This window comes from Allobosea sp., assembly GCF_048595345.1.
In the GTDB taxonomy this organism is placed as follows: domain Bacteria; phylum Pseudomonadota; class Alphaproteobacteria; order Rhizobiales; family Beijerinckiaceae; genus Allobosea.
Window position 1 is genome coordinate 42,729 of record NZ_JBMDWH010000003.1, and the last position, 17,865, is coordinate 60,593.

Below are 17,865 nucleotides of genomic sequence, written 5' to 3' on the forward strand. Positions count from 1 at the left end.
GACGGCGAAACGCACACGCGAAATCCGAACAGCCCTGTGCGCTTTGCGAACGAGGCACCTCCGAATCTGCGCCTTCCGCCGCTGGCCCAGCTTCCCGCGTTCGAAGCGACGGTTCGCCTGGGTTCGATGACCTTGGCTGCGGAGGAGCTCGGCCGCACCCACAGCGCGATCAGCCGCCAGATCCGGACACTCGAAGACCTGCTCGGCTTGCAGCTGCTGGACCGCTCGCTGACCCCGCTGACGCCGACGGCGGCCGGCAGAACGCTCTATGCGACCACCCGGATCGCCTTCGAGGCCTTCGATCGCTGCCTCTCCCAGATCCGGCCCTCAACCGAGCAGGAGATCGTGACGCTGGGGATCGGCTCCAGCTTCGCGACACGCTGGCTGGTGCCGCGCCTGCCGCGCTTCTATGCCGAGCATCCCGAGATTTCGGTTCGGCTCAGCATGGTCGGGGCTTCGATCCTGGAGATCGACGATTACGACCTCGTCACCAGCTGGAACCGCCTCGGCTACGACCTGCCGGACGATCAGGCCTTCCATGTGCTCGGCGATGTCAGCTTCGCGCTGGTCTGCGCGCCGCATTATCCGTTTCGGCTCGAGAGCGGCCGGCTCCATGCCGAGACGCAGCTCGTCGGGCGCTGGCCGATCACGATCCAGCAATCCTACCGCGACCATGCGATCGTGGTCCCGGTCACCCGTCGCAGCCTGACCTTCCCTCACATCCACATGTGCATCGAGGCGGCCGTCGGCGGGCTGGGCGTCACGCTGGTGGAAATGCGGCTGGTGCAGAACGAACTGGCCGCTGGCCGGCTCGTGGCGCCCCTCGACCGGCTGACCACCGAGGACGGGCTGGTGGCCTTGCCGCATCCGCGCCGCGAGGCGAAGGCCGCGACCCGCAAACTCCTGGCCTGGCTGAAAGCCGCGATCGCCGCCGATGAGGACCCGACGTCCGCTCCGATTTGAGGGCCTCGCTTGGCCCGTCGGCAGATCGCGCGTTCGAAGGGGCGCGGTCACGATGTCTAGGCTATTGCTGGAGCATCCCATTTTTCCGAAAAGTGGATCACTTTTCGGCCCTATGCTTGAGCCGACCGCTCAGCGGCGCCGGGCGAGACCGGCCAGCGCCACACCCAGCAGCACGGCGGAGGCGACCGCGTTCCACCCCGCCAGCGACAGGCCGAGGAAGCGCCAGGCCGCCTGCGCGCAGGAGACGACCTTCACGCTCTGCAGTTGTTTCATGAAATCCTGCACGCCGGACGCCTGAGCGATTCCCCCGCCACAATCGCTGGGGCCCAGGAACCAGCCCCATTCCACGCCGGCATGATAGACGCCGAGGCCGAGACTCCATGCCATCAGGCCGGCCAGGGCCAGCAGCACCAGCCCTTGCAGACGCGCCGAACGGGCGAGGACCAGGCCGATGAGCGCGAGGCCGATCGCCGCGTAATGCGGGAGCCGCTGCTCGAGGCACAGCTTGCAGGGCACGAGGCCGACCACGAGCTGGAAATACCAGGCCCCCGCGATCAGCGCGAGGCTGGCGAGGCCGATCGCGGCGATGGCCAAGCGGCGCCGCGGCAGGCTGTGCTCGCCTTGCGAAACGGTGAGGGGGGAGCTGGTCATGGCGATGTCTCAGCAGGACAGGAGCTGCCCCGATCCTGCGACCAGCTTGAGGCCGAAATAAAGCAGGATGAGCAGGGCCGCCGCGACCACGGCGATGATCTTCAGCCGGCGCTCGATGAAATGCCGGATCGTCTCGCCATAGCGCCGCAACAGGAAGGCCAGCGCGAAGAAGCGGGCCCCGCGCGCCAGAACGCAGGAGACGATGAAGAAGACGAGGCCGATATGCACCGCCCCCGCCAGGATGGTGACGACCTTGATCGGCGGCAGATGGGCGAGGCCGGAGGTGGTGAGCAGGAGCAGCGTCGTGTCGGGCCCGGCACAGGCCCGCAGCGCGTCGAAGGCGCCGAGCTTGCCATAGAAGGCGAGCACCGGGCGCGCTAGCGCCTCGAAGGCGTAATAGCCGATGGCATAGCCCATGATGCCGCCGAGGACCGAGAACAGCGTGGCGATCGCCGCGAGCCTGTAGGCACGCATCGGCCGGGCCAGCGCCATCGGCACGAACAGCACATCGGCGGGGATGAGGAAGAAGGAGCTTTCCACGAAAGCGACGGCGGCGAGCCAGCGCTCCGCCCGCGGTCGCGCCGCCAGAGACATCGTCCATTCATAGAGGCGTCGGATCATCGGGAGCTGGACCTGTCAGTCAGCAGAAGATGCCTGAGCCTCTAGAGCATCGCAGCGCGCAAGAACATCGCCGCAGCGCAAAATCGTTGGCCCGAACCTGGCGCAGGCCATGATCGACCCCGGTTCCAGTAGCGATTGACCCTCACCCGCCGATCGCTATAGTCCGCCCGCCTGCAAGGGCCCCTGTGGCGGAATTGGTAGACGCGCTCGACTCAAAATCGAGTTCCGCAAGGAGTGCTGGTTCGATCCCGGCCAGGGGCACCATTCACTTTTCGCGAAATACTCGATCTGCGTGACACGACAGCGCGAAGCTGTGCCATTCACAGCGTGCTCATTCGCTCCAGCAGGCGCAGCAGGTCGCCCTGGCGGTGCGTATCGGTCTTAGCGAAGATCGCCTTGAGGTGGATGCGCAGGGTGCCTGCCGAAATACCCAGGGCTTCTGCAGCGCGCGCGACATCCTCTCCCATCGCCAGCCGCATGGCGGTGCGCGCTTCGGCAGGCGTCAGGCCGAAGACGATGCGCAGCTTGTCCTCGGGCGGTAGTCTTTTGGCGTCCAGGTCGTTGACGATCAGGAGAGCCCGGGCCCCGGTCAGAACGTCCGACAAGGATCCGATGATCGGCAGGGCGCTGACGACCAAGGGACGGCCGTCGAGCCTGCGAACCGTCGTCCAATGCGGCTGCGACCCACTCAGCGAGAAACCAGGGGACAGCACCGTCGCGATGAGTTTTTCGAGACCGTCGCTGCTGTCTGCGTGAACGGCCCGCAGGACACCATGCGCAAGACGCAGATGCCGATCGAGCAACCCGCCCGCCTTGGTATTGAACCTGATGACGCGGCCGGCAGCGTTGAGCAGGAAGGCCGGCTTCTCGACGAGATCCATCGCGTCCAGCACCGCCTCTGCCCGCTTCATCGAAAGCAGGTCGATCAGCGCAAATACCCGGTTCAGATGAGGCCGGAGCGCCAGGAGCGGCCTCATATCCTCGGGCGTCACGGCGCCTTGCCGGGAATTGCGGAGGACGACCAGTCCGTAATGCTGGTCTTCCAGCGAAAAGCCGAGAGCCCCCCACCAGGGCAGATCCCAAGGCCCCAGCCATTCGTTGTGATAGGCGCTGCGGCGTCTTTCATCCTCCGTCGAGACATCGTGCTCGACCAGCAGCTTGCGGCCCTCTCGGAAGAGCGGCCAGGCCCGGAAGCCCCGAAGATCGCGCTGGTACCAGCCATTCTTCATGAAATCGTCGATCGGATCGATGAGATCCGGGGAGACCGGCCTTGCGATCAAGGTCTTGCTGCCGAGCCCGGCGGCGAGGCAGGCCCCGACGGCATTGGTGGACCGGGCGATATCGTGCAGCAGCTCCAGCCAGCTTTCTGGAGCGAGCACGACATCGTAGAGACGCTCCAGATCGAGAACCGTGCCGCTAGTACCCTTCGGATGGAACCTTGAGGTTTAAACTTTGTCGCGACGCAATTCTCTTACCAGTTACGAAAAGAAACCGCCTATCTCATTTGATCTGGATGGCGGGGTATCCCTTGCTTTCGGATCGGTTGGACAGGCTGCCTCTATCGGCGCGAGCGAATTCGCCTGCGCTTGAACGAAGGTGGGCTGATCTATACTCTACCTCGGCAAGGCAGCGGGACGGGGGCTTCCACATGCAGCGGCTGGGCGCCCCGATCATCGGCCTGATGCTGGCGGCGATGCCCGCTTCGGCGGCTCCCGATTGCGTTTGCGAGCAGTTCGAGGCGCTGCAGCAGGAACTCGACAACGCCGTCATGCTGCGTGACCGGCATAAGGCGAAGGCGGAGGAGATGGAGCGACGCGAGCGGGCGGGCGAAAGCCCGAGCCGGCTACGCGAGGACTACTCCACCTGGGAGAAGGACCCGCGCAGCGGCGCCGGAGCGGGCCTCGTCGCGACGACCCAGTCCAGGCAGTCGGCGATCAGCTATGTCCCGCGCGGCGCCCGGCTGATCGAGAACGGCACGATTTCGGGCTGGAGCCGCACGGTCCAGCGCGATGGCTACGAGGTCAGCGAGGTCGACCCCGCCAAGGCGCACGCCATCGAGAAATCCCATGCGCAGACCGGCGAGGATCTGTGCGACTTCGCCGATGCCGCGGCCGTGGAAAAAAGCGCACAGGAGACCAGCCCCTGCAAAGGGGTCGGCGATCTCCTGGTCGGCCATGAGAACAGCCACCGCGACACCTGCAGGCGGATGGGGTTCATCGCCTTCTACTTCCGCTCCGCGTCGGAACTCGCCCGCGACGAGGTCAAGGCCTATGACGCGCAGATCCAGGGTCTCAAGGCCCTGCTGGGCAAGGCACTCGATGGGGCCGAGGCCCAGTTCGAGGACGACACCCATATGCAATGGTCGGCCAGCATGTTCAGCGCGACCTATGATTTCAAGACGCGCCAGGCCAAGGGCGCGATCCCGAAGCATGACGGCGACAGCTGGTCTGTGAAGCTCAAAGGCGTCCATAGCGCCGCCGGCTCCAACATCCGGGCTTACGGCTCCCACTGCACCGTGTCCGGCTATACGCGCGATGTCTTCCTCAGCGTCGCTGCGCGGGGCAAGGACGTCACGGTCACCTTCGACCGATTCGGCGCGACACCGCCGACACGAAGTTCCTGCCCCGGACTACCGGCGCGCGGCGGCAGCTTCGGCACCGGGCCGGAAGAGGTCGGAAAAAGCTTCACGGTTCCGCTCGCGCGCGAAAGCCGACGCGAGGAGGATGTCGGCAAGGGCGAGGTCGCCAAGCTGGCCGCAGCCAATGGCGTCAAGCTCACCGGCAGCTACAGGGCGAAGCTCTCCATCATCTGCCCGCCGGCGAAGTAGCCCCGGCCGGCTGCGGCATCACTCGTCAATGGCCCGGCATGGCAGTAATCTGGGGGGCCGGCTCAGGCCTCTTTCGCCTCGGGCGGAAGCGATGTCGCCTCGGCGCCGCCCAGAGCCAGCCGGCTTGCCTCGAACCCCATCATCGCCATGCTGATCGCCTCGAACTCGGCATGGTCGATGCTCTCCACATTCGCGCGTGAGAGCTCCCCGAGCCGGAGCGCGGCGGCCTCGTACTGCTCGTTGGTCTCGATCAGGAGGGACATCGGCACGCCTCTCAGATCACGTCTTCGACGAGGCCGAGCGCCTTGGCTTCCTGCGCCTCGACATACCAGTTCTCGGGTGCGCGCCTGAGCACCTCCTCGAGCGTGACCTTCGACCCGCGCACGAGATTCTCGAACCCCTCGTTCTCGATCGCGATCGAATGCTCGATCTCGTTGAGCTTGGCCTTGAGGCTGGCGATGCAGCTCTTCAGCGGCCCATCGAGTGTGACCTGCGCCTGTAGCTTGCGCTCATGGATCATCAGCCGCGTCCCACGCGACAGGTAGCGGTTCTCGCGCGCGAAGAAACTCATGAAGGTCGCGCCGGCCGAATAGACCGCCGCCTTGCCGAGCACGACGAAACGGCGGCGGGAATCGAGATCGCTGTGGAAGCGGATATCCTCGCCCATCATCCGGGCGACCTCCGGATCGCCTCCGAGCGTGCTGATCTCGATCGCCACGAGCCCGGATTCGGGCGCGGCCATCAGTCGGTCACGGAAGAAGCCGTACATGGCGTAATCGACCGGCCCTGCCAGCAGAATGGCGGGGTGGCTGAAATCGGCCGGCGTCAGCACGGCCCGAGGCAGCGGCTCGGTCTGGTTGGAAAGCGCGTCCACGATAGGTCCTCGTTGGCATGGCGCCCGGAAGAGGGCGCCCGGAGAACGCCGAGCCCCCGGCCGCGTTCCGCATCTGCGCAAAACAATCTCCGAAAGGCGCGGAACCGAGGGCGTCTGCCGAAAGTTTAGCCATCTGACTATTGTGGAGGCGCGTTATGACCTATTTCCCTGCTTCGCTCTTCATGGAAACGGAGCGCTGGCAAAAGCGTCCTCCGACCGGCACAGAAGTCGCAAAAACCTTCGGGCGTTATTTCGACGCGACGATCTATGTGGGCGAACTCGCCCGGCTGAGCGGTCGCTCCTCCACCGCGATTGACTGGCATTTGCGGCAAGAGAGCGTCGTGCCGGCGACCGTTCTGGCGGCCGCGCTGCTGTTCAGGCGCTCGAGCCCCGTGCAGGGCGCCGCCTGAGGCCCTGCGGGGGGTATCAGAAGGGAATTCAGCGCGGGGAGACTGCGCTGGATCGACGCATCGCCCGGCCATGTTTACGCCCCAGTAACCTTCTCCTTTCCACCCTCGCGGGCCGAAAGGAGATTTTCGAATGATCAAGACTGCTCTTTTGACGATGGGCATCGTCTTCGCGATCCCGGCGACGGTCGAGGCCGCCAGCCCACGCTCGCTCGGCCAATTCGGTGACTGGAGCGCCGCCATTTATGAGAACGGCGCAACAAGCCGTTGCTTCGTGATGAGCGAGCCCGCCGACAAGGAACCTTCGACGTTACGTCATGGCGAAGTTTTCTTCTTCGTTCAGACCGGCGAGGAAAAGGCGGCGACGGAGTCGAGCTTCCAGACCGGCTACGACTTCGCCGAGAATTCCACGGTGACGGTGACGATCGGCGACGAGAGCTTCCGCATGTTGACGCAAGGCTCCAATGCCTGGCTCGAACGGCTGGAGCGGGAGCCGGCCCTGCTGGCCGCGATGCGCGGCGGGCGTGACATGATCCTGGAGGCCCGCTCCGCCCGCGGCAACGTCACCACCTACCGCTTCTCACTGACCGGGGTCACCGCCGCATCCCGGATGCTGGCCCGGTGCGACGAGGCCGCCGCCAGCAGTTAGGCCGCGGGAGGCCCGGCCTCACAGAACCACGATGCCCTTGTGCTTAGCCTTGCCCTCAGGCTCGACATGGATGCTGACGAAGATTCCCGGGAAGGCGCCCTTCAGCGCATTCTCGATGCGATCGCAGATGTCATGAGCCTCGCTGACAGGCATGGTGCCCGCCACGACGAGGTGGAAATCGACGAAGGTCGCCTTGCCGGCGAGGCGCGTGCGCAGCGCATGCGCCTCGATCGACCCGGTGGCGTTGTCCGAGATGATCTTCCGGATCTGCGCCAGTTCGCCGGGCGGCGCGGCCTCGTCCATCAGCCCGCTGACATTGTCGCGCACCACGCCCCAGCCGCTCCACAGCACGTTCAGTGAAACCAGCGCGGCCAGCGCCGGGTCGAGCTGCTTGATGCCGGTCAGCACCACCAGCGCGACACCGATCAGAACGCCGATCGAGGTGACCACATCGGCGAAGAGATGCTTGCCGTCGGCGCTCAGCGCCGCCGAACGGTGCGCCTTGCCCTGCTTGATCAGGAAGGCGCTCCACAGGCCGTTGAGCAGGGTGGCGCCGGTGCTGACCGTCAGGCCGAGCCAGGGTGCGTCGATCGGCTGGGGATCGAGCCAGGCGTAATAGGCCTCGCGCAGGATGGCGAGCGCGGCGACGATGATCAGCGCGCCCACGATCACAGCGGACATGTATTCGGCCTTGTGATGGCCGTAAGGGTGCTCATCGTCCGGCGGCGTGGCGGCGACGCGGATCGCCACGATCGCCGCGCCCGCCGTCGCGACGTTGATGATGCTCTCCAGGGCGTCGGAATAGAGCGCGACACTGCCTGTCAGCACATAGGCCGCGTATTTGACGCCCAGAACCACGATGCTGACGACGAGGTTGCCGAGCGCGATCTGGTTGAGGGACAGAACGGGGATCTTCAAACCATCTCTCCGCATGCCGGCGCCGCCTTCGATGGCGTTGCGATGGACCAAATACTTCCGCGCTGTCAAGAGAAATGAGAAATGCTCTTACTATTCATTTGCAATAAGAATAGAAATTGAGATTTCACGGGCCATGGATGCTCGCCTTTACTTGCGAACGGCCCATGCAGCGACGTCAGCGGCCCTCGTCGCGACAGACGGACCCTGCAACGGTCCTCGCAGCCGCGCCCGTCCACCCTGTCGCGAGGACGGGCGGGGCGCAGCGCCCTAACCGGTCCGGCTAGCGCGTATAGATGTCCTTGTACTGCTCGCGCAGCAGGTTCTTCTGCACCTTGCCCATGGTGTTGCGCGGCAGCTCGGGCACCACGAAGACCTGCTTGGGCTGCTTGAACTTCGCCAGCCGGTCTTCCAGAGCTTGTGCGATGGTCGCGGCGGTCGCGCTCGCGCCGGGCTTGACCACCACGGCGGCGGTCACCCCCTCGCCGAAATCGGGATGCGCCACGCCGAAGACCGCGCTCTCGACGATGCCCTCGAGCCCGTCGATCTCGGTCTCGACCTCCTTGGGATAGACGTTGTAGCCGCCGGTGATGATCAGGTCCTTCCCCCGCCCGACGATATGAACGTAGCCGGCGGGGTCGATCTTCCCGAGATCGCCGGTGATGAAGAAACCGTCCGGCCGGAACTCGGCCTTCGTCTTCTCTGGGTTGCGCCAATAGCCCTGGAAGACGTTCGGCCCCTTCACCTCGATCATCCCGATCTCGTCCGACCCCAAACCCTTTCCGCTCTCCGGATCGACCACACGCAGCGCCACACCCGGCAGCGGAAATCCCACGGTGCCGGCCACCCGCTCGCCGTCATAGGGATTGGAGGTGTTCATATTGGTCTCGGTCATGCCGTAGCGCTCGAGGATGGCGTGACCGGTGCGCTCGCGCCATTCGCGATGGGTCTCCGCCAGCAGCGGCGCCGAGCCGGAGACGAAAAGGCGCATATGGGCGCAGGCCTCCCGCGTCAGCCGCGCATCCTGCAGCAGCCGGACATAGAAGGTCGGCACGCCCATCATCGTGGTCGCCTGCGGCAGATGGCGGAAGATCTCGTCGGGATCGAACTTCGGCAGCAGGATCATCGAGGCGCCGGAGAACAGGATCACATTCGTCGCCACGAAGAGCCCGTGCGTGTGGAAGATCGGCAGCGCATGGAGCAGCACGTCGTCGCGGGTAAACCGCCAGTCATCCACGAGCGTCAGCGCGTTGGAGGTCAGGTTGTCGTGGCTGAGCATCGCGCCCTTGGAGCGGCCCGTCGTGCCCGAGGTGTAGAGGATGGCGGCGAGATCCCCGGGGCCGCGCGCGACATCGGCGAAATCGGTTCCGGCGGCCAACGCCTTGTCCGAGAGAGAGCCGGCCGAGATCTCGGGCGAGCGCCAGACTCCAAGCGTCTCCAGCTTCGCGCCTGCCTTGTCGGCGAAGGGCTTCAGGGCGGTTTCCTTGGCCGGATCGCAGACGAAGACGGCCGGCTCCGCATCGCCGAGGAAGTACTCGATCTCGGCGGGGGTATAGGCGCTGTTGAGAGGCAGGAAGATCGCCCCCGCCCGGACGGTGCCCAGATAGAGCATCAGCGCCTCGATGCTCTTTTCGACCTGCACCGCCACCCGGTCGCCCGGCTTCACCCCGAGCGCGGTGAGCGCATTGGCGAAGCGGGCGGACACGTCGAGCATGTCGGCATAGCTGTAGCCTCGCCCGTCATCGAGAATGGCGAAGGGGGCCTGGGGCGCGGGCATGCGCGAGCGCACGAGGTCGAACAGATGATTGGCCATGACGGTCGCCTGGTCTCCGGCAGCAAGAAGCGTCAGTCATAAGCGAGCGCTGTCGGCCCGCAAGCCGCCCTGCTGTCGTCATGACATGCTAAAGTCGTTCGGGATCCCGCGCGCGACGAGCGAGGCTCGGGCAGATCTAGCCGCGCCGCACCCAGCGCCGGCGCAGGGCAGCCCAGCCCTCGGCAAGCCAGATGGTGAAGCGCGCCATCGGCTTGCGCAGGATAGGGATGTCGGCGGCGAGCAGCAGCAGCCCGAGCGGCAGCATCCAGATGCCGAGCCCCGGCAGGATCGCGAACACGCCGCCCAGCATCAAAAGGATGCCCGCGGGAATGCGCACCCAGCGCGACGCCGGATGGCGCAGCCAGCGCAGGGCCGAGCCCAGCCAGCCCGGCACCTCCTGCTCGAAGCGCCGAAAGGCCTGCCGCAACTCCTGCCGTCCATCCGACACGCCGATTCGCTCCCATGCTCATGCCCTGGCAGCAGAGCAGATGGGGCGGGCCGCTTTGTCCGACAACCATCGGCGCAGGCGTGACCTGCCGGAGACCGTCATTCCTTGACGAGGCTGACGCTATTCAGACCGGCAATCCAGTCCGACAGCATCGGCACATAGTCCTCGCCCTTCCCATTCGCGACGGCGCCGGCGAAGCTGTTCTTCACCGCATTGCCGACCGGGTTGGCGATGCCCGCCGCATTCGCGACGCTCTCCAGATAGCGCACATCCTTCAGCGCGTTGGCGAGCGTGAACTTATGGGCGTCTCGATTCCTTTCGAGCACATATTGCATGAACGTCTGGTAGAAGCCGCAATCCATTCGCCCACCCCGGACGACGCTGTCGAATGTCTGCGGCGTGATGCCGACCTTCTGCCCGAGGGTCAGCGCCTCGGCATAGATCGCGGCATAGCCCATGGACAGGAAGTTGTTGAGAAGTTTCATCTTGTGGCCGTCGCCCACCGGCCCGATATGGACGACCTTCTCCGCCCAGGCCTCGCAGGCCGGCTTGATCCGCGCGAACACCTCCGGCGTGGCCCCGATCATGGCCGAGAGCTTGCCTTGTGCCGCCTGGGTCGGCGTGCCGCCGAGCGGCGCATCCGCCATGTGCAGCCCCGCCGCCTCCAGTTCCTGCGCCAGCCTCACCGTCACGGTCGGATCGGAGGTCGAGCAATCGACGACGACGGTGCCAGGCTGCGCCCCGGCGATGATGCCGCTTTCGCCCTTCAGCACGCTCTCCACCTGGGCAGAGCCCGTCACGCAAAGGAAGATGACGCGCGAGCGGGCCGCCAGCTCCCGGGGCGATGTCGCTTCCGCCGCCCCGGCCGCCACCAGCTCTTCGACCGGCTTGCGGTTGCGGTGGCCCATCACCGTCAGCGCAAAGCCCTTGTCGAGGAGGTTGCGGGCCATGCCCTGCCCCATGAAGCCGACGCCGATGAAGCCGACACTCTCCCGGTCAACGCTCATTTTCAAAATCTCCCGCCTGTCTGTATGAAAAAGGGCAACGACATGAAGGACAGCCCGCGGCGCTGCCGCCGCCGGCCTGCCTCCAGGATGGACCGCGCATGACCGAAGGCCCAGCCGGCAAGACCCTCGCTGCCCCTGCCGTTCCGGGCCGCAGCCGCGTGACGCTGCAGCTCATCGCGGACCGGCTGGCCGTCTCGACCGCCACGGTCTCGCTGGCGCTGCGAGATTCGCCGTTGGTGGCGGAAGCGACCCGCATACGCGTGCGCGAACTCGCCCGCGACATGGGCTACCGCTACAATCGCGGCGCCGCGGCGCTGCGCACCGACCGCACCAACATTGTCGGCGTCGGCTTCCACGACATCACCAACCCTTATTTCGCCGAACTCCTCTCCGCCATCGAGCAGACGACCACGGCGCAGGGGCGCTCGGTCCTGCTGGGCACCTATGGCGAGGATCTGGAGCGCCAGCAGCGTGTGCTCGATACGCTGGCGGAATACCGGCCGGACGGCATGATCCTGTGCCCCGCCGCAGGCAGCACCCTGGAGAGCCTGCGTCCGCTCATCGATGCCGGCATTCCGATCGTGCAGCTCTCCCGCGAGCTTGCGGGGCTGGAGCTGGATTTTGTCGGCTCGGACGATCGTCACGGCACGCTGCAGGCCATGGACCATCTCATCGGCCTCGGCCATCGCCGCATCGCCTTCATCTGCGCCAATGAGGAGATCTCGACCGGCCGCAACCGCTATCTCACCTATCGGGAGGTGCTGGAGCGGCATGGGCTGAGCTTCGACCCGGCGCTGGTCTATTTCGGCATCGGCACGCGCGAGAACGGGCTGAAAGGCATCCAGCAGGTGCTCGATGTCGGCGAGCCGCCCACCGCGGCCCTGTGCATGAACGACATCGCCGCCTTCGGCGCGATGCTGGGCCTGCGCCACCGGGGCCGGGAAGCGGGGCGCGACTTCTCCATCGTCGGCTGCGACGACGTGAGAGAGGCCGCGCAATGGTTCCCCGCCCTTACGACCGTCCATAATTTCCAGAACGAGATGGGGGCGAAGTCGGCGCAGTTCCTGCTCAACCGCATTGCCGAACCGGCTGCACCGCTGCAACGCCTCACCCTGACGCCGAAGCTGATCGTCAGGGGCACGACCTGCCCGCCGCGCTGAGCGGCGCTCAGGCATCGTTGGCAGGCCTGGCGTTGAGCGCGCGATAGGCGCGCACCACCTGGCTGTCGTCGCGCGCGCCATGGCCGAGACCGGAGGCAGCCAGGAACATCTGATGCGCCGCCGCCGCCAGCGGCAGCGCCGCTCTGGCCGAGCGGCCGGCATCGAGCACGATGCTCAGATCCTTGACAAAAATATCGACGGCACTGGCCACGCCCGGTTCGGCCTCCTGCATGCGTGGCCCCCGATCCTTCAGCATCCAGGACGAGGCAGCCGACCCGCCCAGAATCTCGAACAGCAGCCGACCGTCGATCCCGGCCTTTTCGGCGAGGGACAGCGCCTCGGCCGCGGCCGCGATATGCACGCCGCAAAGCAGCTGGTTGACGGTCTTCACCGTCGCGCCCTGCCCGGGCTTCTCGCCGACATGGAAGACCTTGTCGCCCAGCGCGTCGAGCACGGGCTTGGCGCGCGCGAAGCTCTCCTGCGGCGCACCGACCATGATGGTGAGCGTCGCGTTGCGTGCGCCGTTGACGCCGCCGGAAACCGGCGCGTCGACGAAATGCCGGCCACTCGCCATCACCTCGGCTGCGATTGCCTCGGTGTCTGCGGGCGGGCAGGTTGCCATCAGGATGACGCAGGCTCGCGGCGCCAGCGCCTTCAGCGCCCCGGCCTCGAACAGCACCGCGCGCGCCTGCGCGGCATTGACCACCATGAGCACCAGCGCATCGACACCCTCGGCCGCCATGGCGGCGCTCGCCGCGCCCGCACCGCCCGCCGCCTCCAGAGCCTGCCGCGCCGCCTCGCGCATGTCGAAGCCGCGCACCCGGAACTGGCGCCTGACGAGGTTCTCCGCCATCGGCGCGCCCATGGCGCCGAGGCCGATGAAGGCGACGGTCGAGACCAGTTCGGACATGTCAGCTCCGGCGAAGAAGCGGCACGGCTCGCGCCATGCCCGGGATGATCGGCAGCGCCCGCGTGACGCCGGCGTGCCTTACTCCTTCACCGCGCCGGTCAGCGAGGCGACGTAGTAATCCACGAAGAAGGAATAGAGGATCGCGACGGGGATGGAGCCCAGCAGCGCCCCCGCCATCAGCGAACCCCAATGATAGACGTCGCCTTCAACCAGCTGGGTCAGCACCGCGACCGGCACCGTCTTCTTCTCCGACGACTGGATGAAGGCGAGCGCGTAGATGAACTCGTTCCAGGACAGGGTGAAGGCGAAGATGCCGGCCGAGATCAGGCCGGGCATGGCGAGCGGCAGCGTGATCTTGCGCAGCGTCTGCAGCCGGGTCGCGCCGTCGATCATGGCGCATTCCTCGAGCTCGTAGGGGATCGACTTGAAATAGCCGATGAGGAGCCAGGTGCAGAACGGGATCAGAAAGGTCGGGTAGGTCAGGATCAGCGCCAGCGGCGAGTCGAACAGCCCAAACTGGAAGATCAGCGTCGCCAGCGGAATGAACAGGATCGAAGGCGGCACGAGGTAGGCGAGATAAATCGCTAGCCCGACATATTGCGAGCCTTTGAACTTCAGCCGCTGGATCGCATAGGCGGCCAGCACGCTCGAAAACAGCGAAAGCACCGTGGCCACCGCGGCGACCATCATCGTCGTCCAGAGCCATTGCGGATAATCGGTCTGGAACAGCAGCTTGTTGATGTTTTCGAGCGTTGGCGAGCGCACCCAGAACGGGTTGTTGACCTTGTAATCCAGCAATTCGCCGTTCGGTTTGATGGCGGTGATCGCCATCCAGTAGAACGGGAACAGCAGGATGAAGACGAACACCGACAGCGGAAGATAGAGCGTGATGAACCGGCGCGGCCCGCTCGACCAGTCGATGACGCCGGTGCTCTCCTTCTCGACGAGCGCGGGGCGGGTGGCGGTGGCGGCGTGATCAGTCATTGGCTTCCCCCTGCTGCCATTTGCGCCGCGACAGGCCGTAATAGCTGAACAGCGTCGCCATGATGAGGAACGGGATCATCGCGACCGCGATCGCCGCGCCCTCGCCGAGTTGCCCGCCCGGAATGCCGCGCTGGAAGGCCAGCGTCGCCATCAGATGCGTCGCATTGACCGGGCCGCCGCGGGTGATGGCGTAGACGAGCTGGAAATCGGTGAAGGTGAACAGGACCGAGAAGGTCAGCACCACCGCCAGGATCGGCATCAGCATCGGGAACGTCACGTGCCGGAAGCGCTGCCAGGCATTGGCCCCGTCGAGCATCGCCGCCTCGTAGAGCGAGGGCGAGATCGTCTGCAGGCCGGCGAGCAGGCTGATCGCGACGAAGGGAATGCCGCGCCAGATATTGGCGGCGATCAGCGAGAAGCGGGCGGGCCAGGGCTGGCCGAGGAAGTCGATATAGGTGTCGCGCCAGCCCAGCACATCGACCAGCACATAGGAGATGATCGAGAACTGCGCGTCGTAGATCCACCAGAAGGCGATCGCGGACAGCACCGTCGGCACGATCCAGGGGATCAGGATGATCGCCCGCAGCAGCGATTTCAGCGGCAGGTGATTGTTCAGGAGCAGCGCAAGCCACAGGCCGAGCGCGAATTTCCCCAGCGTCGCCAAGCCCGTATAGAGCAGCGTGTTCCAGACCGAGGTGATGAACACCCGGTCGTACCAGAGTGATTCGAAGTTCTCCAAGCCGATGAAGATGCCGGGCCGGCCAATGCGCGTATCGGTGAAGGCGAGCCAGATCCCCAGCCCCAGCGGATAGCTGAGGAATACGAGCAGGAAGGCCGCCGCCGGCAGGAGGCAGATGAAGATCAGGAACGGCTTGTAGTCGAACAATCTCACTAGCCAGCTCTGTTGCAGGCTGTGAACCGTTCTGGGATCGGCGGCAGCTACGGCCATGGCGCCCTCGGGGTCGGGTCGTCTGTCGCATCGCCCGCAAGGCGCGAGGCGCCCGCCGGGAAAGACGGAAAGAACAGGGATTCGATCACCGCCGCGCCGGCAAGGCGCGTGCGGTGGCGTCTGGGCCGCCGGGGCGAGCCGGCGGCCTCGTCAGGACCTGGTCAGGTCCGGTAGTAGCGCTTGGCGCGGCGTTCGGCCTCGCGGGCGGCCTCTTCCGGCGTCGCCTGGCCGGCGCAGACCGAAGCGACCATGTTGACCACGACATATTCGGCGTTGACCGTGCCGGCGGCCTCGTTGATCGAGCCCTTGTAGCCGCTCCAGAGCGCGCGCTCCCAGGTGTCGCGATAGACGACGATCTTGGGATCGCTTTCCCAGACCTTGCTCTGCGCATAGGCCTTGAGCGGCTGCGCCCAGTAGCCGGACGAGCCGGTCAGCCACTTGTCGTACTGCTCCTTCTCCATCATGAAGCGGAGATATTCCTTGGCGGCGTTCGGGAATTTGGTGTGCTTGAACACCATGGCGTTGATCACCAGCGCCGGCTCCGAGGGGCGGCCGAGCGGGCCGATCGGCATCGTGGCGTGGTTCAGATCCTTGCCGATCGCCGCGGTCTTCTCGTCCTTCGAGTTCTTGATCGAGAAATAGAGCGACACGCCGTTCTGCGTCAGCGAGATTTCGCCCGCCGTCAGCGCCTTGTTGTTGCTGATGTCGAGCCAGGAGAGCGTGCCGGGAATGAAGGTCTCATAGAGCGCCTTGGCATATTTCAGCGCCTCGATCGTCTCCTTCGAGTTGATCGAGACCTTGTTGTTCTCGTCGACCATGTAGCCGCCATGGGTCCAGACGAGCCAGTTGCAGAAGGAATTGCCGTCGCCGACCGCATTGCCGAGCGCGAAGCCGGCCGGGTGTCCCTGTTCCTTCAGCTTGCGGCAGAGCCTGAGGAAGCCGTCGAGATCCTTCGGGAAGGTGTCAAAACCCGCTTCCTTGATATGGGATTCGCGATAGACGGCCGGGCCACCGGAGCCGCCCATGGGGATCGCGATCCACTGGTTCGTCTTGTCCTTCTTGCCGTATTTCTCGGCGATCGGATACCAGCCGCCATATTTCTTGCCGAGATCCTCGGCGATCGGCGTGAGATCGATGAGCTTGTCCGAAAAGATGTGCGGATCGTCGGCCCAGCCGACGACGACATCCGGGCCGGCGCCGGTATTCGCGGTCACCGCCGTCTGCGGCCGCAGATCCTCCCAGCCGGCATAGTCGACGCGCACCTGCACGCCGGTCGCCTTGGTGAAGGCTTCCGTGTTCTCGTCGAACATCTTCTGGTCCGCATCGACGAACTTCGTCGGGCGCAGCACGCGCAATGTCGCGCCCTGCTCGATATTCGCCTGCGCGATCGACGGGGCCAACGGCAGGGTCGCGCCGGCCGCCAGGCCCGCGCCGCCGATCAATACGTCACGCCTTGAAATACTCATATCGGGGTCTCCTCCATGAGGGCCGCGGAGAGCTGCATAGGCTCGCCGTCATGCCCGGTTGCAAATCGAGTCAGGCTCCTGGTCGCATGCAGATCTCACGTCAGGCGCTGTCCGGATCGGACGTCGCAGCTTCGCGGCCCGCCAGGCGAGCCGCGAAGTCGTCAAAGGCGCGTGCCGGTTTCGGCGTCGAAGAGATGGGTCACCGCGATATCCGCGGTGATCCGGATGTGCTCGCCGGGCTTGGCGGTGATGCGCTCGCGGAACACGCAGGTAAGATTCTGGCCGCCGCAGCGAACCACGACCTGGGTCTCCGAGCCCATCGGCTCGATCACCACCACCTCCGCCTCGAGCCCGTTGGGGTCGAGATGGATATGCTCCGGGCGGATGCCGAAGACCGAAGCCCGGCCCTCGGCATTCGCCGGGCGCTGACCGATCGGCCAGACCACGCCGCCTTCGGTCTCGAAACCCGCCGCCGTGATGCGGCCCTTGAGCAGGTTCATCGAGGGCGAACCGATGAAGGCCGCCACGAACAGATTGGCTGGCCTGTCGTAGAGATCGAGCGGGGCGCCCATCTGCTCGATGATGCCGTCATGCATCACCACGATCTTGTCGGCCATCGTCATGGCCTCGATCTGGTCGTGCGTGACATAGACCGTCGTGGTCTTCAGCCGCTGGTGCAGCTCCTTGATCTCGGTGCGCATCTGCACGCGCAGCTTGGCGTCGAGATTGGAAAGCGGCTCGTCGAACAGAAAGACCTGCGGATCGCGCACGATGGCGCGGCCCATGGCGACGCGCTGGCGCTGGCCGCCCGAGAGCTGGCGCGGATACCGGTCCAGCAGATTGTTGAGGCCGAGGATCTGCGCGGCCTTGCCGACGCGCTCGTCGATCTCCGCTTTCGGCGCCTTCCGCAGCTTCATGGAGAAGGCCATGTTGTCGGCCACCGTCATATGCGGATAGAGCGCATAGTTCTGGAACACCATGGCGATGTCGCGTTCCTTGGGCGGAACGTCGTTCACCACCTTGGGGCCGATCCGGATCTCGCCGCCGGAGATGTTCTCCAGCCCGGCGATCATCCGCAGCAGGGTGGATTTGCCGCAGCCGGACGGCCCGACGAGGATCACGAACTCCCCGTCTTCGATATCGATGTCGACACCATGGATGACCTGCGTCGAGCCATAGGCTTTGCGCACATCGGCAATCTGGACTGACGCCATGCTTCCT

19 protein-coding genes and 1 tRNA gene are annotated in these 17,865 nt (G+C 65.7%); 6 read left to right on the plus strand and 14 right to left on the minus strand.

Annotated features, from left to right (window positions below):
- Nucleotides 1-36: 36 nt before the first annotated feature.
- Complete coding sequence (locus ACOJTB_RS00260; protein WP_420100502.1) at nucleotides 37-963, plus strand: LysR family transcriptional regulator; 927 nt, start codon at nucleotides 37-39, stop codon at nucleotides 961-963.
- A 129-nt stretch (nucleotides 964-1,092) separates the two neighbouring features.
- On the opposite strand, the gene ACOJTB_RS00265 is transcribed toward ACOJTB_RS00260, so the two are convergent.
- Nucleotides 1,093-1,614, minus strand: a complete 522-nt coding sequence (locus tag ACOJTB_RS00265) for a disulfide bond formation protein B (protein ID WP_420100503.1) — start codon at nucleotides 1,612-1,614, stop codon at nucleotides 1,093-1,095.
- Nucleotides 1,615-1,623: 9 nt separating this feature from the next.
- A complete protein-coding gene (locus ACOJTB_RS00270) occupies nucleotides 1,624-2,235 on the minus strand; it encodes a YqaA family protein (protein ID WP_420100504.1) in 612 nt (203 codons plus the stop codon).
- Between the two features lie 179 nt (nucleotides 2,236-2,414).
- Here ACOJTB_RS00270 and ACOJTB_RS00275 point away from each other — a divergent pair.
- A tRNA-Leu gene (locus ACOJTB_RS00275) sits at nucleotides 2,415-2,499 on the plus strand.
- Between the two features lie 56 nt (nucleotides 2,500-2,555).
- Here the strand turns inward: ACOJTB_RS00275 and ACOJTB_RS00280 are convergent.
- Complete coding sequence (locus ACOJTB_RS00280; protein ID WP_420100505.1) at nucleotides 2,556-3,614, minus strand: helix-turn-helix transcriptional regulator; 1,059 nt, start codon at nucleotides 3,612-3,614, stop codon at nucleotides 2,556-2,558.
- Between the two features lie 269 nt (nucleotides 3,615-3,883).
- On the opposite strand from ACOJTB_RS00280, the gene ACOJTB_RS00285 reads away from it, so the two are divergent.
- Nucleotides 3,884-5,062 carry a hypothetical protein gene (locus tag ACOJTB_RS00285; protein ID WP_420100506.1) on the plus strand — a complete coding sequence of 393 codons (1,179 nt, stop codon included), beginning with the start codon at nucleotides 3,884-3,886 and terminating at the stop codon, nucleotides 5,060-5,062.
- Nucleotides 5,063-5,124: 62 nt separating this feature from the next.
- On the opposite strand, the gene ACOJTB_RS00290 is transcribed toward ACOJTB_RS00285, so the two are convergent.
- Nucleotides 5,125-5,325, minus strand: a complete 201-nt coding sequence (locus ACOJTB_RS00290; RefSeq protein WP_420100507.1) for a hypothetical protein — start codon at nucleotides 5,323-5,325, stop codon at nucleotides 5,125-5,127.
- 11 nt (nucleotides 5,326-5,336) lie between these two features.
- Nucleotides 5,337-5,936, minus strand: a complete 600-nt coding sequence (locus ACOJTB_RS00295) for an ATP-dependent Clp protease proteolytic subunit (protein ID WP_420100508.1) — start codon at nucleotides 5,934-5,936, stop codon at nucleotides 5,337-5,339.
- Between the two features lie 155 nt (nucleotides 5,937-6,091).
- Here ACOJTB_RS00295 and ACOJTB_RS00300 point away from each other — a divergent pair, with 155 nt between their 5' ends.
- Both ACOJTB_RS00300 and ACOJTB_RS00305 read left to right on the plus strand, forming a co-directional pair.
- Nucleotides 6,092-6,346: a hypothetical protein gene (locus ACOJTB_RS00300; protein WP_420100509.1), complete on the plus strand. Its 255-nt coding sequence runs from the start codon at nucleotides 6,092-6,094 to the stop codon at nucleotides 6,344-6,346.
- 130 nt (nucleotides 6,347-6,476) lie between these two features.
- Nucleotides 6,477-6,992, plus strand: coding sequence for an invasion associated locus B family protein (locus ACOJTB_RS00305; RefSeq protein ID WP_420100510.1), 516 nt, complete (start codon nucleotides 6,477-6,479; stop codon nucleotides 6,990-6,992).
- An 18-nt stretch (nucleotides 6,993-7,010) separates the two neighbouring features.
- On the opposite strand, the gene ACOJTB_RS00310 is transcribed toward ACOJTB_RS00305, so the two are convergent.
- The 4 genes from ACOJTB_RS00310 to ACOJTB_RS00325 form a co-directional block, all read right to left on the minus strand.
- Complete coding sequence (locus tag ACOJTB_RS00310; RefSeq protein ID WP_420100511.1) at nucleotides 7,011-7,910, minus strand: cation diffusion facilitator family transporter; 900 nt, start codon at nucleotides 7,908-7,910, stop codon at nucleotides 7,011-7,013.
- A gap of 280 nt (nucleotides 7,911-8,190) precedes the next feature.
- Nucleotides 8,191-9,720 carry a malonate--CoA ligase gene (locus ACOJTB_RS00315; RefSeq protein ID WP_420100512.1) on the minus strand — a complete coding sequence of 510 codons (1,530 nt, stop codon included), beginning with the start codon at nucleotides 9,718-9,720 and terminating at the stop codon, nucleotides 8,191-8,193.
- Between the two features lie 136 nt (nucleotides 9,721-9,856).
- Complete coding sequence (locus ACOJTB_RS00320; RefSeq protein ID WP_420100513.1) at nucleotides 9,857-10,168, minus strand: hypothetical protein; 312 nt, start codon at nucleotides 10,166-10,168, stop codon at nucleotides 9,857-9,859.
- 98 nt (nucleotides 10,169-10,266) lie between these two features.
- On the minus strand, nucleotides 10,267-11,181 hold the full coding sequence (locus ACOJTB_RS00325; protein ID WP_420100514.1) for an NAD(P)-dependent oxidoreductase: 915 nt from the start codon (nucleotides 11,179-11,181) through the stop codon (nucleotides 10,267-10,269).
- 92 nt (nucleotides 11,182-11,273) lie between these two features.
- On the opposite strand from ACOJTB_RS00325, the gene ACOJTB_RS00330 reads away from it, so the two are divergent.
- Entirely contained in the window at nucleotides 11,274-12,335 is a 1,062-nt protein-coding gene (locus ACOJTB_RS00330; RefSeq protein ID WP_420100515.1) for a LacI family DNA-binding transcriptional regulator, read from the plus strand.
- 7 nt (nucleotides 12,336-12,342) lie between these two features.
- On the opposite strand, the gene ACOJTB_RS00335 is transcribed toward ACOJTB_RS00330, so the two are convergent.
- The 5 genes from ACOJTB_RS00335 to ACOJTB_RS00355 form a co-directional block, all read right to left on the minus strand.
- Nucleotides 12,343-13,245, minus strand: a complete 903-nt coding sequence (locus ACOJTB_RS00335; protein WP_420100516.1) for an NAD(P)-dependent oxidoreductase — start codon at nucleotides 13,243-13,245, stop codon at nucleotides 12,343-12,345.
- A gap of 78 nt (nucleotides 13,246-13,323) precedes the next feature.
- On the minus strand, nucleotides 13,324-14,229 hold the full coding sequence (locus tag ACOJTB_RS00340; protein ID WP_420100517.1) for a carbohydrate ABC transporter permease: 906 nt from the start codon (nucleotides 14,227-14,229) through the stop codon (nucleotides 13,324-13,326).
- Nucleotides 14,222-15,178: a carbohydrate ABC transporter permease gene (locus tag ACOJTB_RS00345; RefSeq protein WP_420100518.1), complete on the minus strand. Its 957-nt coding sequence runs from the start codon at nucleotides 15,176-15,178 to the stop codon at nucleotides 14,222-14,224. Before ACOJTB_RS00345 ends, ACOJTB_RS00340 begins: the two co-directional genes overlap by 8 nt.
- A 161-nt stretch (nucleotides 15,179-15,339) precedes the next feature.
- Nucleotides 15,340-16,644, minus strand: a complete 1,305-nt coding sequence (locus tag ACOJTB_RS00350; RefSeq protein WP_420100519.1) for an ABC transporter substrate-binding protein — start codon at nucleotides 16,642-16,644, stop codon at nucleotides 15,340-15,342.
- 161 nt (nucleotides 16,645-16,805) lie between these two features.
- On the minus strand, nucleotides 16,806-17,858 hold the full coding sequence (locus ACOJTB_RS00355; protein ID WP_420100520.1) for an ABC transporter ATP-binding protein: 1,053 nt from the start codon (nucleotides 17,856-17,858) through the stop codon (nucleotides 16,806-16,808).
- Nucleotides 17,859-17,865: the final 7 nt, after the last annotated feature.

What these genes read in the sequence shown, in the direction of transcription:
- ACOJTB_RS00265 (WP_420100503.1), bottom strand. Translation starts at nt 1,614, where the DNA reads ATGACCAGCTCCCCCCTCACCGTTTCGCAAGGCGAGCACAGCCTGCCG.
- ACOJTB_RS00270 (WP_420100504.1), bottom strand. Translation starts at nt 2,235, where the DNA reads ATGATCCGACGCCTCTATGAATGGACGATGTCTCTGGCGGCGCGACCG.
- ACOJTB_RS00285 (WP_420100506.1), top strand. Translation starts at nt 3,884, where the DNA reads ATGCAGCGGCTGGGCGCCCCGATCATCGGCCTGATGCTGGCGGCGATG.
- ACOJTB_RS00290 (WP_420100507.1), bottom strand. Translation starts at nt 5,325, where the DNA reads ATGTCCCTCCTGATCGAGACCAACGAGCAGTACGAGGCCGCCGCGCTC.
- ACOJTB_RS00300 (WP_420100509.1), top strand. Translation starts at nt 6,092, where the DNA reads ATGACCTATTTCCCTGCTTCGCTCTTCATGGAAACGGAGCGCTGGCAA.
- ACOJTB_RS00305 (WP_420100510.1), top strand. Translation starts at nt 6,477, where the DNA reads ATGATCAAGACTGCTCTTTTGACGATGGGCATCGTCTTCGCGATCCCG.
- ACOJTB_RS00315 (WP_420100512.1), bottom strand. Translation starts at nt 9,720, where the DNA reads ATGGCCAATCATCTGTTCGACCTCGTGCGCTCGCGCATGCCCGCGCCC.
- ACOJTB_RS00330 (WP_420100515.1), top strand. Translation starts at nt 11,274, where the DNA reads ATGACCGAAGGCCCAGCCGGCAAGACCCTCGCTGCCCCTGCCGTTCCG.
- ACOJTB_RS00335 (WP_420100516.1), bottom strand. Translation starts at nt 13,245, where the DNA reads ATGTCCGAACTGGTCTCGACCGTCGCCTTCATCGGCCTCGGCGCCATG.
- ACOJTB_RS00340 (WP_420100517.1), bottom strand. Translation starts at nt 14,229, where the DNA reads ATGACTGATCACGCCGCCACCGCCACCCGCCCCGCGCTCGTCGAGAAG.
- ACOJTB_RS00345 (WP_420100518.1), bottom strand. Translation starts at nt 15,178, where the DNA reads ATGGCCGTAGCTGCCGCCGATCCCAGAACGGTTCACAGCCTGCAACAG.
- ACOJTB_RS00350 (WP_420100519.1), bottom strand. Translation starts at nt 16,644, where the DNA reads ATGAGTATTTCAAGGCGTGACGTATTGATCGGCGGCGCGGGCCTGGCG.
- ACOJTB_RS00355 (WP_420100520.1), bottom strand. Translation starts at nt 17,858, where the DNA reads ATGGCGTCAGTCCAGATTGCCGATGTGCGCAAAGCCTATGGCTCGACG.